Source organism: Streptomyces sp. NPDC054783 (assembly GCF_053611725.1).
The window spans coordinates 1-14,060 of record NZ_JBSHAY010000033.1 but is presented as its reverse complement, the minus strand read 5'-3'; the positions used below and the strand labels follow the sequence as shown (position 1 = coordinate 14,060).

Below are 14,060 nucleotides of genomic sequence, written 5' to 3'. Positions count from 1 at the left end.
TGCGAGTGGGGGCCGACGTCGCTTCAGCGGCACCTGGACTCAGACCGGCTCCAGGACCAATCACTACGGTGCCGACGGCGACAGCCCGAGCTGGACGGCCGAGGACACCAGCGGCACGATCACCCGCGACATGCGCGGCATCGACGGCCAACTGGATGCGATCACCGGCGCCTCCGGCTCCGCCGTGCTGCAGATGAGCGACGTCCACGGCGATGTGACCGTACGGCTCCCGCTGGACACCTCCCAGCCTGCAGTCGCCCAGTCCTACGACGAGTACGGCAACGCCGAGGGCGACACCGCCACGGCCTGCTAAGGCTGGCTCGGTGCCGCCCAGCGCTCCGCGGACTCCGTCACCGTGTCCATCCTGATGGGCGTACGGCTGTACGATCCCGCCATCGGACGCTTCCTGTCCACCGACCCCGTCCTGGGTGGCAACGACGACGCCTACGTCCATCCGGCCGACCCGGTCAACCAGCTGGACCTGGACGGTCGAGCTTCCAAGAAGCCCGCGGCCTTGAACCACAAGGAGAAACAGGCCCTCGAAGACAAGGCCAGCGGGCGGCTGTACGACCGCAAGGCGTACAACTCGGCGAAGAAGAAGCTGGAGCAGGCCGAGAGTTACGCGGGCAGCCGCAACCAGCAGAAGAACTGCTCGCAGTCGGACAGCCTGCGGGTGGCGCTGAAGGCGCTGGGACTGTTTGCCTTCATCATCGCCCTCGTCGTCACCCTGGTCATCTTTTGGGAGGTGGACATCGTGGCCGCCGTGCTTTGGGCACTCTCCTGATCCCCGGTGGTGGCGATCCGGCCGGCCCGCCACCACCAGGACCCCACACACCGACAGCGAGAAAGGATTCCCGCCATGTCATCAGGCTCTGAACCCAACGATCCGTCCTGGTACGGCATCCGATGCGTCTTCCGTCACGGCCCGCTGGAGGTCTACGAGGAGCGCATCACCCTGTGGATCGCCCACTCGCCCGACGAGGCGATCGAGCGCGCCGAGGCCGAAGCCGCGGAATACTGCGAGGGCCTCGACAACGTCGAGTACGTCCGCTTTGCCGAGGCTTACACGATCGACGGCGCGCCTGGGGAAGGCGCCGAGGTGTTCTCCCTCATGCGGGAGAGCACACTGCCGCCGAAAGACTACGTCTCGCGGTACTACGCAACGGGCAGTGAACGGACAGGGTGAGTGGTAATGACACCCAAGGCGGGCACCACAGTCCAACTCCCTCTGCACAGCAGCACAGCCCCTGTCTGCCTTGGACGAATACAAAAACCTGAAGGCGACTCAGCCGCCATCCGCCATAGGCGGTTTGGTTAGAACGTAGAGAAGGGACCGGTGTCGGCACTCGTCACTCCCCGTGCCGACACCAGTGCTCGTCACGCGGTCGGGGACGGTGCGGGTGGTGAACGTTAAGCCGGCGGGCCGTCTGCAAGATCCGAAGATCGCGGAAGCCCTGGCATGGCCGGCCGAGCTGTTTCGGCAGCACGGCTGGGAGTACGAGATCTGTCCAGAGCGGATCGGACGCTGCTGGAGAACGTGCGGTTCCTGGCCGCCTACCGGCGCCCCGGGGTGGTGCCCGAGGCCGAGGTGGAGCAGGCGTGGGAACAGGTCGTGGATAACGAGCAGTTGGGACTGGCCGAGCGTCGACTGGCAGGGGGTCGGCCGCCCGAGGAGGCGAGGCCGGCGTTGATGGCGCTGTTGTGTTCCGGGCGGCTGACGACGGATCTGTCTGGTCCTAGGGGATGGATGGGCCGACGACGTTGGCTTGCCAGGGGCCCGGACCGAGGTGGCTGGTTACTTCCAGTGCCGCGCGGAGTTCGAGTTCGTCGGTGCCTGTGGTCCGGCCGAGTCTGGCCTCGGCGCTCTTGACACGGTAGGCGACGGTGTTACGGGCGATGTGGAGGTGCTCGGCGGTGGTGATTAGGCTGCGGCCGTTGGCCAGGTAGCAGTGGAGGGTCTCGCGGAGCTCGGCGGTGCGCGGGTCGTCGGCGGCAAGGGGACCGAGGGCGCTTTCGATGAACCAGCGCGCTTTCTCCTGGTCGGCCGTGATCAGGGCTGCGATTCGGACGGTGTGGTAGTCGCAGGTGCTGCTGTTGGTGAGAAGGGCGAGGCGTCCTGCTTCGCGGGCGCACAGGTGGCTCTGGCGCATGCCGGTGAGGCCGTAGGCCGGCATGCCGATAGCGGCGCGGATGTCGGGATGCGAGGCCAGCGTCGCATGGATCTGGCCGATGAGTGCGCTGGTGGGTGTGCTGGGCAGGCCAATCCACAGCCAGGTGATCTCGGCTTCGGCGGGAACGGTCAGGGTGGTGGCATCGGCGATGGTGCCGGCGATGTCGGCGACTGCCGCGCGCAGTTTGGCCTCGGATGTGTCGGGCGGGTTGTCGGTTGCGGGCCACAGGATGCAGGCGAGGTGGTGGCGGTGGATCGGGTAACCGAGCAGGGTCTCCGCTTCTTCCGGCTCGCCTGCGGGTGCGTCGGCCAAGATGCGGTCCAGGAGCGCGCGGCGTGCCGCGGCCTTGGTCTGGCTGAAGCGGTCCCCCTCGGTGATGTACTCCTCAGCCATGACGGAGGCATGGAAGTCGACGTACTCGAACAGTCTCTCGTTGACGCGCTGTGTCTCGGCGAGCTGGTCGGCTGGCGCAACTTCGCGTTCGATGGCGGCGGCCAGTTCGCGGGCGAGTTGCGCGTGTCCGACTCTGATGCCGGGCAGGACCCGGTCGAGCGGGATGCCGCGCCGGGCGAATTCGCGGTCGCTGTCCATGCTCTCTGGTGGGACGTCGGCCCTGGTCGGAACGCGGTCGTGATGCAGAGCGATGAGTGTGGCAAGGACGGAGGCTTCGATGGCCCGGCGCAGGCTGACGTAGGGCCCTGGTCCGCCGCCGTGCTCGGGGACGCGTTCGATGACCTGCCGGGTCATCGCGGCGGCGGTGTCCACGGCCCATTGAATGGGTCCGGGCCCCAGGTCGGCTGCTGCGGCAGCCAGTGTCTGCGGTGAGCAGGCCGGCGGGTTCTGCTGTTCGCGGGGGGCGGGGGTGCGCAGCCGCAGTACCCAGTCGTCGGCGGTCATCACTCCTCCTCGGGGCGGGTGCCGCGGTGTGCCTGCGAAAGCGATCATGTCACTGCGGGGCGAGCCGGCGGGCAGGTCAAGCGCGCTGGCCCGCCCGAGCCGGTGCGGCTTGTCCGGGGGGTCTCCGGGACTGCGATCAGGCTGGCCGGCCCAGGAACGAGCGCAGCACCTCGATCATCTCCTCGGGGGCCTCGAAGGGCCAGAAGTGCCCGGAGTCGAAGAGGTGCAGTCCGCTGCCGGCGGGCAGTTTCGCGAGGACCTCGGGGTCGTCGTAGAACTCGCGTGGCTGGAGCGGGTCGCCGCTGCCCTGCAGGAGCAGGACCGGGCAGGTCCAGGAGCTGATGAGGCGGGTGCGGCGGTCGATCCACTCCTGGTCGAAGGAGGAGGAGTGGAAGTAGCGCGGCACGGCGGCCGCGATGCCGGGGTAGCTGAACTCCTGGATGGCGCGCACCAGGTCGCTCTGAGCGATGGGGCGCTCGGTGAGGCTGGTGTAGGCCATGGTGACCAGGCGGCGGGCGTCGGTGAGGATGGTCCGGGCGTCGGGCCCGGTGAACATGGCTTCCTGGGGGTGGAGGTCGGGGTGGAGGTGCCACAGGTGCTGCTGGCCGCGGCCGTAGCGGATGACGCGTTCGCCCATCTGGGCGACGAGGTGGTCACCGACCGGGGTGCCGCGGTCGTGCGTGATGAGACTGAACCGGTCGACGCCGAGCTGGTCGATCAGGGCCTTCAGCTGGGTGGCAACTCCTTCCTGCCGGTAGTCCCCGGTGCGCTTGTCGGACTGGCCGTATCCCTTGAGGTCGATGGCGATGCATCGGTAGGCGCTGCCCAAGGCCTGAAGGGCGTGGTGCCACTGCCACCACGAGTCGGGGACGCCGTGCAGGAAGACCACGATCTCGCCGTCGGCCGGGCCGCATTCGACCAGGTGCCAGCGCACCTGCTGGCCGTCGCCAGGGGCGTCGACGAAGCGGTGCACGACGCTGATGCCGTCCAGCTGCTCGATCTCGCCGTCGTGGTTGGGATCGGTCGGCGGGATGTCGGGCAGGGCGGCCAAAACCTCCTCGACCGCCGCCATCTTGTGGGTGCGGTGAGAGATGGCTTTGCGGACCCGCGCGGGCGGCTCGGTGTAGGTGTGGGAGGGGGAAGGGGTGGTGGTACTCATGGGTTGCATTCCAGGGGTGTGACGTGGGCTATTTCTGGGGGAACTGGCGTACCGGCTTCGATTGAGGAATCCAGGACGGCGGCGTGCCTGGTCGCGGGGCGGAAACATGCCTGGGTTCGAGCCGGCCTCGACGCTTTAGGTGTAGATGAGGCCGAGATGCAGGACAGCGACCGCGGCTGGGTTCAGGTCGATCGCCGCTCCCCGCCGGTGGCGCACGGCCGGTTTGCACTGTGCCTGTGCGAGCGCGGCCTTGCATGCCTCGCTCGCTGTGCCGGCGTCGACGACGAACAGTTGGCTTCCGTGGCTGTGGCCTGTGCGGGTGAGGATCTCGACTCGCCATCGCGATGTGATCTTTGGGGTTTCCTTCGGTGTGCCCGGGCGGCTTGCCGCCGCCCTTCAGGTGTGGGTGCCGGTCATCAGCGCGGCCAGGTCCTCGGGCTGGGGGAAGGACGGCGGCACCGGCGGGCCCCAGCTGTACAGGGCGCGGGCGTCCTCCCACACCCGAGGCGTCCACAGCTGGTCGTCGACGATTGCGTCCATGTCGGCGAAGTACTCCGAGAAGTTGCCGGCGGGGTCCTTCAGGTACCAGAAGAAGTTGGAACCGAGGTAGTGGCGGCCCAGGCCCCACACGTGTCGCTCCGGGTGACCTTGGAGCATGCGGGTGGCGCTGCGGCCCACCTCGTCGATGTCGTCGACCTGCCAGGAGGAGTGGTGCAGGAACGGGATCGGGGCGCTCTGCACCAGGACGTTGTGGTGGTCGCTGGAGCAGCGCAGGAACGCAGCTTTCGGGACCAGGTCGCTGACCTTGAACCCGAGGCCCTCGGTGAAGAACCGCTGTGAGGCTTCCTGGTCGGTCGAGCCCAGCACGACGTGCCCGAGCCGCCGCGGCCGGACCGCACCCGTGCGCAGCACACTGGCCGCCCGCCGGTCGGGGCGCAGAACGCGGCCGGGTCCGTTGAACGGCTCCTGCGGTGCGGGCGGCTGGACCACCCTGGGCTGTACTTCGACCACCGCCCGCACGCCGGTTCCCGGGTCGGTGGCGCGCAGCCTGCCGCCGTCGTGGGCGAAGGGCGCCTTGAGCCGGTCCAGGCGCGCGGCGATGCGGTCCAGGTCGTCCGGGGTGTCGGCACCGATGACGAGTTCGTGCAGGGCAGGGCGCCGAGCCGCAACGATCCTCAGCTGCTCACCGCCGTCGACGGTGGCGAACCGTCCGTCTCCCAGCGGCTTAAGGCCGAAGTCGGCGTAGTAGGCGCGGGTCTGTTCCACCTCGGGGACGCCGATGGTGATGCGGGCCAGACGGTGCAGGGCCATGAGAAATCTCCAGGAGAGCGCGGAAGGGGGCGGCCGGGGCGTCGGCCGGGTCACTGGGCCGGTAGGGGTATGGGCAGCGAAACCATCCGGTTGTGCAGGGCACCGATGCCGTCGATCCAGCTGTGCAGTTCCTGGCCCGGGGCCAGGAAGCGGCGCGGGTCGCGGGCCCCGCCGACTCCGGCAGGCGTCCCCGTGAAGATGAGGTCGCCGGGCAGCAGGGGGCACACGGCGGACAGCCGGGCGATCAGCTCCGGCACCGGGAAGATCATCCGGCTGGTGCGGGAGTGCTGCATCGTCTGCCCGTCCACGGCGCAGCCGATGCCCAGGTCGTCCGGGTCTTCCACCTCGTCCGGCGTGACCAGCACGGGACCCAGCGGGCCGAAGCCGGGGAAGGACTTGCCCAGCGAGAACTGAAGAGCCGGTCCCCGCAGCTGGACGTGCCGCTCGGACAGGTCCTGTCCCACCGTCAGTCCGGCCACGTGCGACCAGGCGTCCTCGGCATGCACCCGCTCGGTGCGACGGCCGATCACCGCGACCAGCTCGACCTCCCAGTCCACCACCGGGCTGGGCAGTGCCACCGGGTCGTACGGGCCGGTGACCGAGGTGACGAATTTGGTGAAGACCGCAGGCTCCTCGGGTCTCTGCAGGTTCGACTCGGCAACGTGATCGGCGTAGTTCAATCCGATGGCGAACACCTGCCGGGGGCGCGGCACCGGCGGCCCGTACGCCGACTGGTCCACCGGCCTGCCCTCCGTCTGGGAGACTCCGGCGGCCCAGTTGCGGAACTCATCCCACCGTTCGAACACCGCCTGCGGATCGGCTGCGAAGCGGCCGTCGCTGGCCTCCTCCACATCCACCGCCCGGTCGTCGAAAACCAGGGCCAGCCGGCCGTGCAGATTCGCTGTGCGCATTGCTGTCTCTTTCGTGCAGAACCTCGGGAAAAGGGGGAAAGGGCTAGGGAAATCAGGGGCATGCCGGCCGCCGGTCCGGCGAGGTCACGACCGAAGGGTTCGGATCGGCCCGGTACCACTGCAGGCGCAGCCGCCGGCCCTTCGATGTCTCCGCGATCAGGACCAGCCGGTCGGTGTCAAGCGCGGCGCGCCGGGTCAAGGTGCGGCCGACCCACGGGGTGTAGTGACTGGCCAGCACGTGGTGCCTGACCTGATCTCCACTGCGCTCCCATCGGCCGGCGTACGCCACCGCAGCGCCGGCGAGCACGGGAACCTCTGCCGAGGCAGCCACCGCCGCCGGCCGGACATCGTCCCCACCGGCAAGCAGCGCGCTCATCCAGCCATCCGCCGCGTACAGAAGCATCCCGTGCGGCCGCACTCCCAACGGTGTCGAAGCACTCGTGCCCCCATCACCGCACGCCTCATCAACGATCAAGCTGCTCAGAGCCCACGCTCCTACGAGATCATCCACGGCATCCTCCCGCTCCTCGCTCCGGCGTCGTCCCGGCCGGCCCACCTGGTCCAAAGAGTCTTAGACGTCATCTCATTTGGTGAGTCTGCGGTAGCAGATGAGGGTGCAGGCGATGCTGGTGAAGGCCAGGAAGTGCTCGGCTTTGCGCTCGTAGCGGCGGTGCAGGCGGCGGCATCCGGCGAGCCAGGACATCGTGCGCTCTACGGTCCAGCGATGGCGGCCCAGACGGGTCGAGGACTCGATGCCCTTGCGAGCGATGCGGTGCCTGATGCCGCGGCTGCGTAACCATCGCCGCAGGTGGTCGTAGTCGTATCCCTTGTTGGCGTGGAGCTTTGCCGGTCTGCGTCGCCGGCGCCCGCGCCGGGAGCGGATGGGCGGTATGCCCTTCACGAGCGGGATCAACGCCTGGCTGTCGTGGAGGTTCGCTCCCGAGATCCCGGCGGACAGGGGCAGACCGGTCCGCTCGGTGATCAGATGGATCTTCGAGCCGTACATGCCCCGGTCGACAGGACTCGGACCTGTCAGATCCCCTTTTTCAGGGCCCGCATGTTCACCGAGTCGATCGCACAGCGGGACCAGTCCAGTTCGCCGCGCGCACCGAGCTCATCGAGGACCAGGCGATGGAGTTTCGCCCACACCCTGGCCTTCGACCACTCCGTGAACCGCCGGTGGGCGGTGGCACCCGAGGGCCCGAACGAGGCAGAGGGCAGTTGCTGCCACGTGCAGCCCGACGTTGCCACGAACACGATCGCAGCCAGCACCTCCCGGTCGCCGTGCCGACGTCGGCCGCCACCTTGCGGGCGAGTCGGCGCCTCTGGCACCACTCGCTGGAACAACTCCCACAGCTCATCTGGCACCAGCCGCTCAACGATCCCCACACCCGCAGACTACCGAACGAGCCAAATGAGATGACGTCTTAGCCTTGTGGGCGAAGTGACGCTCTCTGGCGGTCATCGCCGGGTTCGGGTGGCCTGCCAGTCGAAGGGAGTCAACCGCTCGCAGGGACGGCTGTGCATGGCTCCGCCGTCCAAAAACCGCGCCTCGATTTGGACCCGGGCTTGAATCTGCCGGGGCGGCCGGTGGCCTCCCATGTGGCGCCGGGACCACCGGGCCGGGACACCACACAGCGAGCGGGTTCCCCGGCCAGGACGCACGCCGGATGGGGTACGGAGCCGCCGCCCCCGCTGCCCATGGGGAGCTCGGCGGGCGCGGCAACTGGGCCTTTCGTACATTGAAGAGGCGGTTAGTCGTGAAGTTCGCCTGGTCGCGTCCTGCCGCCCTCCGCTTGGCGCGGGAGATCGCGGTCCTGGCTGCACTGTCGCGCGCGCCGACTGTCCCGCTCCTGCCCAAGGTCGTCGTCGATCACCTGCGTCAGCCGCCCGCTCAGCTCAAGCCGCGAGACGTAGTGCACGACCCGGCGGAAGCGCTCCGACATCCAAGCCTTCCTCCCCGAGCAGGCCGCCGGCATCCTCACCGACCACGGGATCGACGAGCCCGTCTCGTGGGAACCACCCGACGACTGGCTCGACGGCATCAGGCTGCCCGTCGCGCTGATCGTCGCCAAGGAACTCGACCTGACGATCAACCAGTTGCTGCTGCTGGGAAGCCACGGCCCCCTGCGGGCCGGATGAGGAGTGGACGATCCCGGCCCACCGCTACCCTTGGCCCACTCACTGACCGCGCGGTGCGGGCGGCGGCCCCCCACCGCCCCCGCACCGCACCCCCAAGGAGTCCGCGGACGTCCTTCGGCGCCGCGCTCCCGGGCTGCCGGACCGGCACACCGTGGTTGGGCCCGCCGGTCCGGCAGCCTCACCAGTCCGTCACCCCCGGCGCCCGTACGGAACACCGCCTCGCAGCGCCCTTACAAGCCCTCCATTGGCGGTACGGGTACGGCTTGCGCCCAACGACCGATGAGTTCCGCCTCGCCGCGTCGTCTGCATGTTGGGAACATCCCCTTCCGTGCCTGCGGGAGGCCCCGAGATGATGACAAGGAGCGTGCACATCATGGACCAGGAGAACGTGAGCGCCACCCTGACTGTCGCCGCGCCCGCCGCGAGGGTGTTCGCGGTGCTGGCGGACCCGACGACTCATTCAGCCGTCGATGGCACCGGCTGGGTTCAGGAAGCTGTCGACCGGGCGCCGCTGACCGAGGTGGGGCAGATTTTCCGGATGGGCATGTACCACGCCAACCATCCGAACGGTGACTACCAGACGGTCAACAAGGTCCAGGTGCTCGACCCGCCGCGCGCCATTGGCTGGCTGACGGGGCCGGAGAAGGGCGACGGTCAGCTGGAGTTCGGCGGCTGGCTCTGGCGTTACGACCTCGCGCCGTTTGGTCCGTCCGAGACCGAAGTCACGCTCACCTACGATTGGTCGGGGGTGCCGCAGTTCATCCGGGATCGAGGCATCCAGTTCCCGCCGTTCGGCCCTGGGCATCTCACCAACTCGCTGCACCACCTGGCCGAGCTTGCCGCACCGACATCCGCCTGGCGGCTAGCCTAGCGCGGTGACCAGAAACCTTCGCCGGGCCTGGTGACACGCCGCTGGAGGTCCGCGACGCGAGGTCTTGCCAGCAGACGTGAGTTGATCCCGGGCGCTGGCCAGCGGGACACCGCTCTCGGAACAATGCCTCCGTGGAATTACTGACTGCCGCGCTTCCCGTGGGTGCCACGGTGTTCGTCGCCATCGTGGATTACCTCCAGCGGAGACGCAGCGAGCGGCGCCAAGCCGAAAACGAGACGGCGCGCCAGGAACTGGAGCAGGCGGAGCGACGTCGCATCGCCCGCGGACTGTATGAGCAACAGCGGCTGGAAGCCCTACAGGAACTGCTCGACAAGCTCCGCGAGCTTGAAATCCAGTCACGGTGGAACGCAGGGGGACGGGATCTGCGCGCTGAGGTGCCGAAGATCAACACCTTCCTGATCCAACATGGCGAGGTGCTGGAGGACGAAGAGCGCCGACTGGCGCAGCAGTTCCTTGAAGGGCTGACATGGATCGACCATCGCGAAGCTGAAGAGCGGCGCAGGTGGGACGAGCAGCGGGAACAGGAGCTTTCCGCGCACGGAAGCGACATCGGCTCATACGAGAGCTCCTGGGAGCGGACGGGGCGTTTGCCACCTTTCGATGAAGTCCATCAAGCTGTGCAGAAATGGACGTCGGCGCGGGATGTCCTGGAGGAACGGCTTCGTAAGGCCCTCCAAGGCATGTGAGCGATCAACATCGCACTACAAGTCTCCGTTCGGGTTCGTCCGAGCGTCGTTGACACGATTAGTGCTGTCACACGGATTCGTTCGTCGGGTCGGTCAGGCTGTGGGTGCAAGGGGGCGTCTTCCCCAGCGGATGCCCTTCTCGCTGCGGATGCGGGCGCGTTCTTTGCGATGGGCGGCGAGTACATCGGGATGGCGGGCGTTGACGTTGCGCCAGCGTCAGGTAGCGGTGCAGGGCCCGGGTCTGCGCGAGATGGCTGCGGTGGTTGGAGTTCGCCAGGGTGGACTGCCGCAGTGGGCCGCAGTGGGCCTCGATCGGGTCGACTCAGGAGGCGTAGGTCGGGGTGAAGCACAGCTCGACCTTGTTTTTCTTTCGCCCAGCTGCGGGTGTCTGCGCCAGTGTGGGCGGAGAGGTTGTCCAGGATGATGTAGATCGGGGCGCCGTCGGGCCGGGCGGCGCGGATCGACTTCAGCGCGGCGAGGCTGTTGGCCGTTCCCTTGCGGCAGCGGTTGACGCCCCACAGAGTGTCGCCGCCGACGGAGTAGCAGTCGTGGAAGTAGGTGGCGCCGTGGGTGCGGAGGTAGGTTGCCGGGAGCCGGTTGGGCTTGCCCCGTTGGGCCCAGCAAGAGCCCGCGGTGGGGCGGATCCCCAGTGGGCCGAACTCGTCGAAGGCGAAGACCCGGTCCGGGAAGCGTTCCAGCACCTCGTCGATGCTGGGGCAGGGTCGAGCACATCCCATACGAGCTGTGCGTGCTCGTGGGGCTGCGGGACGCGCTGCGGCGCCGGTAGATCTGGGTGCCGGGCGCGAACCGGTGGCGGAACCCGGAAGACGATCTGCCGCCGGACTTCGAACTCAACCGCGATGTGCACTACGACGCGATCCGCCAGCCGCAGGACGGTGACCTGACCGGCTCCGACAAGGAGTCCCAGGACGTATCGATGCTGGCGCTGCACCTGCTCCGGTCACCATTGGTGCATGTCAACACGCTCCTCCTCCAGGACATCCTGAGCGAGGAGAAGTGACCGAAGCGGCTCACCGACTCCGGCCGGCGGGCCCTGTCCCCGCTGTTCTGGACCTATGTGAACCCCTACGGCCGGTTCAAGCTGGACATGAACTCCCACCTCGCCCTCGCCGCTGCGGCATCCATGGTGCCCCCCGCATCGCACCCGATAAGACAGACTCTGAACTGGCGGCGGTGGCGACCGGTCGGGCGCCGTCGGCCGGCCTGTGACATCTCTGGCTTTGCCGCCCTGCCGGCGGGGCCCAGCGTAGGGCGCCTGCGACGTCCGGGGACCAGCATCAACCGGGGGCTGCCGTCGAGGTCTGGAGGATCTGGTCGGGGTGCGGGCCGTAGGCCAGGACGACCTGCCCGTTGGGCTGCTGCGGTTGCCCGGTGATCCTGTGGATCGGGACCGGCAACAGGTCGAGCGGGTGACGCCGGATGTGCCAGGTCTGGTAGGCGACCAACGCGGTGAGCACTCCTGCCAGCGTCACTGAGCCCCACAGCGTGCCCAGCCCGAGTCCTCCCTGGCTGACGGGTTTGGTGATCGAATCACCGGCGGCGGCACTCAGTGGGCGTGTCAGGACGAATGCCAGCCAGAACAACACCATACTGTTGATGCTGGTCAGGTAGTGGGCGGCGAGCAGCAGCAGCATAATTCCGGCGATAACGAAGAAGGCGTTGCGGAATCCCAGTCCGGTGCTGTGGGCCAGCCAGTCCCCGCTGGCGGTGCCGAGGGTGTTGGACACCAGGATCGCGATCCAGTAGAGGGCCTCGCCCTTGCGGGTGGCGATCTTCTCGACGTCGTAGGTCTGCCCGGTTCGCCACCACACCAGAAAGATGACCACCAGGATGCTGGTGAGAATGATCGCACCGGGCCCATAGCCGATCCCGTTTTGCGTCACGATGCCGGAGTGGCCGATTCCGCGGTCCATGAGATCTGATATCGAGGTGCCAACAATACTGGTGCTGAAGATCACTGTCCAGAAGAGACTCGGATGGAAGCGTCTGGCTCGCAGCTGCAAGAAGGCGACCGTGACGAAGAATGCGAAAAAGGCGATCGCGCAGGTCACGTAACCGACTTTGAGTTCGATCGCAAACTGGTCGCTTGCGGTTTCCCCGAGAGTGACAGCGACGATTTTCAGCGCCCAGAACAACGCCGTTACGAGCGGGAGCTTCCGCAGTAGATACGTAGCCGGGTGGGTCATCGCAGGGCCGGGGGGAGCGGTGGCAGTCATGTTGCTGTCTCTCCTTTCCCTTCAGTTTCTTCGGTGCGCTGGGACGATTCACACAATCGTGATTCGATCTCCCAAGCAGACGATCATGCGCTGCCTGTAATTCTGGGCGGATTCTGTCGGCGGCCCGAATGGGCCGGAGACCGCTGCCCGGCCGGCGGTCGGCGTATCACGAGGCCTGTCCGGCAGTGTCCGGCCTCGGTTGTGGGGCAGTACCACGAGGACCTCGTGGTCTTGGTCGTTGTGGTGGACTTCGATCCACTGCCCGAGTGAGGCCACGATGTGCATGCCCTGGCCGTGCTCATCGGCATCGAGGCCAGCCGACGAGGATCGGCCAGGCGCGCCTTGACCGAAATCAGCAGGGCGATCAGAAGGGACCGCCGGCCGAGGCACAGGACCAGGATCATGTGGGCGTGGCCGTGTTGCGTGGCGTTGGCGCGAGTTCGTCGACCACTAGAAGGGCGGAATTTAATTGTTCGTCGGATAGTCCCCAGAAGTGCAGCAGGCTGGCGGTGAAGTCTCGGCAGGCTCGTACACAGATCCCTTGTGCGGGTACTGCGAGAAGAGCTTGCCCATAGCAGTCACGGTGTTGCACGGACATAGCGGCTCTTTCCAGATGAGACGCAGTCGTCGGCGTGGCCGAGATCAGGGCTCGAACGGCGCACCGGTGCCTGCTGAGATTGCCCACCGGTACTCCGCGCGGGTGTTGCCCCATCGGTCGTCCATATATCCGGATCCGGGTGCGTTGGGCGTGCTGGAGGCATTCCTGCCGGGGACGCAGCAGGGGGCTGGTGTTGGTCAGTGCAATTACGCTGCTAGCCTTGCCCGCCGGCACTACCGTGCCGGGCCTCGGTTCGCGCCTGATGCGATTGTTGGTCATGGTGCCTGTCCTCGCCATTGGAGCGGTCGCCCCTGCTGGGCACATCCCCAGCCTGTGACGCGCCTCCTGAGAGGGCGCTGAGGACCGCTCCGGCTTCCGGCCCTCTCTCTCAGCAAGCCGCTCCTACTGATCTCTTCGGATTGGTGTCGGGGGTGGTGATGTGTGGTGATCCCTGCGGTAGGCCGGTGGTATGCGGTACGCGCACGGTGGTGGGCTGACCGCGGAGCGGCGGCGGTTTCGTGAGCGGATCCGGTACGAGGCAGGCGAGCGGTTCGGCCGCGGCGAGAGAACCGCGGTGATTGCGAAGGACTTGCGGGTGAGCGAGCGGTCGGTGGAACGCTGGCGCCGTGCCTGGCGGGAGGGCGGAATGGCCGCCCTCGCCTCCGCGGGACCACCGAGTCTGCCCAGGCTGTCCGACGACCAGTTCGCCGAGTTGGAGGAGGAGCTGGCGCTGGGACCGGCCGTGCATGGCTGGGAAGACCAGCGTTGGACCCTGGCCCGGATCAGAGCGTTGATCGCCTGGAAGTTCTCACTGGATTGCTCGTCGGCGGCGGTGTGGCGGCTGCTGCACCGGCACGGCTGGTCCTGGCAGTGTCCCGCCCGCCGGGCCCTGGAACGCGACGAGGCCGCCGTGGGCTTGTGGAAGAAGGATGTGTGGCCGCAGGCGGAATGACTGCGGCGGCGCTAGTAGTGCTTGGTCAGGTTCATTCGCCGGTGGCGTGTCTGTTTGATCGGGTGTGTCGTTGACCGGGTGTGCTGGGTGGGGAGTTGGCCGCG

At 67.7% G+C, this 14,060-nt stretch carries 14 protein-coding genes and 2 pseudogenes; 7 read left to right on the top strand and 9 right to left on the bottom strand.

Annotation, left to right across the window (positions count from 1 at the left end; genetic code table 11):
- Positions 1–130 precede the first annotated feature (130 nt).
- The 3 genes from ACWGJ5_RS37675 to ACWGJ5_RS37665 all read left to right on the top strand — a co-directional run bounded on the left by ACWGJ5_RS37675 (position 131) and on the right by ACWGJ5_RS37665 (position 1,186).
- Positions 131–313 (top strand): hypothetical protein, encoded by a 183-nt coding sequence (locus tag ACWGJ5_RS37675; RefSeq protein WP_453314129.1) that lies wholly within the window; start codon positions 131–133, stop codon positions 311–313.
- Between the two features lie 42 nt (positions 314–355).
- Positions 356–784 (top strand): hypothetical protein, encoded by a 429-nt coding sequence (locus ACWGJ5_RS37670; RefSeq protein WP_453314128.1) that lies wholly within the window; start codon positions 356–358, stop codon positions 782–784.
- Positions 785–859: 75 nt separating this feature from the next.
- Positions 860–1,186: a hypothetical protein gene (locus ACWGJ5_RS37665; RefSeq protein WP_453314127.1), complete on the top strand. Its 327-nt coding sequence runs from the start codon at positions 860–862 to the stop codon at positions 1,184–1,186.
- A gap of 550 nt (positions 1,187–1,736) precedes the next feature.
- Here ACWGJ5_RS37665 and ACWGJ5_RS37660 read toward each other — a convergent pair.
- From ACWGJ5_RS37660 to ACWGJ5_RS37630, 7 genes are all read right to left on the bottom strand, one after another.
- Positions 1,737–2,936, bottom strand: coding sequence for a PucR family transcriptional regulator (locus ACWGJ5_RS37660; protein WP_453314126.1), 1,200 nt, complete (start codon positions 2,934–2,936; stop codon positions 1,737–1,739).
- Positions 2,937–3,204: 268 nt separating this feature from the next.
- Complete coding sequence (locus ACWGJ5_RS37655) at positions 3,205–4,227, bottom strand: alpha/beta fold hydrolase (RefSeq protein WP_453314125.1); 1,023 nt, start codon at positions 4,225–4,227, stop codon at positions 3,205–3,207.
- Positions 4,228–4,623: 396 nt separating this feature from the next.
- Complete coding sequence (locus tag ACWGJ5_RS37650; protein WP_453314124.1) at positions 4,624–5,538, bottom strand: VOC family protein; 915 nt, start codon at positions 5,536–5,538, stop codon at positions 4,624–4,626.
- A 50-nt stretch (positions 5,539–5,588) separates the two neighbouring features.
- Positions 5,589–6,449 (bottom strand): fumarylacetoacetate hydrolase family protein, encoded by an 861-nt coding sequence (locus ACWGJ5_RS37645; protein WP_453314123.1) that lies wholly within the window; start codon positions 6,447–6,449, stop codon positions 5,589–5,591.
- A 52-nt stretch (positions 6,450–6,501) separates the two neighbouring features.
- On the bottom strand, positions 6,502–6,960 hold the full coding sequence (locus ACWGJ5_RS37640) for a lipocalin-like domain-containing protein (protein WP_453314122.1): 459 nt from the start codon (positions 6,958–6,960) through the stop codon (positions 6,502–6,504).
- Between the two features lie 72 nt (positions 6,961–7,032).
- A protein-coding gene (locus ACWGJ5_RS37635; protein ID WP_453314203.1) for an IS5 family transposase occupies positions 7,033–7,832 on the bottom strand; the annotation gives its coding sequence in 2 pieces (ribosomal slippage) (positions 7,033–7,494 and positions 7,497–7,832; 798 coding nt in all).
- Between the two features lie 516 nt (positions 7,833–8,348).
- Positions 8,349–8,570 carry a hypothetical protein gene (locus tag ACWGJ5_RS37630; RefSeq protein WP_453314121.1) on the bottom strand — a complete coding sequence of 74 codons (222 nt, stop codon included), beginning with the start codon at positions 8,568–8,570 and terminating at the stop codon, positions 8,349–8,351.
- Between the two features lie 394 nt (positions 8,571–8,964).
- On the opposite strand from ACWGJ5_RS37630, the gene ACWGJ5_RS37625 reads away from it, so the two are divergent.
- Both ACWGJ5_RS37625 and ACWGJ5_RS37620 read left to right on the top strand, forming a co-directional pair.
- Positions 8,965–9,462, top strand: coding sequence for a polyketide cyclase (locus tag ACWGJ5_RS37625; RefSeq protein ID WP_453314120.1), 498 nt, complete (start codon positions 8,965–8,967; stop codon positions 9,460–9,462).
- Positions 9,463–9,593: 131 nt separating this feature from the next.
- Positions 9,594–10,169 (top strand): hypothetical protein, encoded by a 576-nt coding sequence (locus ACWGJ5_RS37620; protein ID WP_453314119.1) that lies wholly within the window; start codon positions 9,594–9,596, stop codon positions 10,167–10,169.
- A gap of 93 nt (positions 10,170–10,262) precedes the next feature.
- On the opposite strand, the pseudogene ACWGJ5_RS37615 reads toward ACWGJ5_RS37620, so the two are convergent.
- Positions 10,263–10,879 (bottom strand): annotated as a pseudogene (locus ACWGJ5_RS37615) (transposase); the annotation flags it as partial.
- 83 nt (positions 10,880–10,962) lie between these two features.
- On the opposite strand from ACWGJ5_RS37615, the gene ACWGJ5_RS37610 reads away from it, so the two are divergent.
- Positions 10,963–11,190, top strand: coding sequence for a hypothetical protein (locus tag ACWGJ5_RS37610; protein ID WP_453314118.1), 228 nt, complete (start codon positions 10,963–10,965; stop codon positions 11,188–11,190).
- A gap of 277 nt (positions 11,191–11,467) precedes the next feature.
- On the opposite strand, the gene ACWGJ5_RS37605 is transcribed toward ACWGJ5_RS37610, so the two are convergent.
- Complete coding sequence (locus tag ACWGJ5_RS37605; RefSeq protein ID WP_453314117.1) at positions 11,468–12,406, bottom strand: COG4705 family protein; 939 nt, start codon at positions 12,404–12,406, stop codon at positions 11,468–11,470.
- 1,067 nt (positions 12,407–13,473) lie between these two features.
- Between ACWGJ5_RS37605 and ACWGJ5_RS37600 the strand changes: the two are divergent.
- Positions 13,474–13,970: pseudogene (locus ACWGJ5_RS37600) on the top strand (winged helix-turn-helix domain-containing protein); the annotation flags it as partial.
- Positions 13,971–14,060 lie beyond the last annotated feature (90 nt).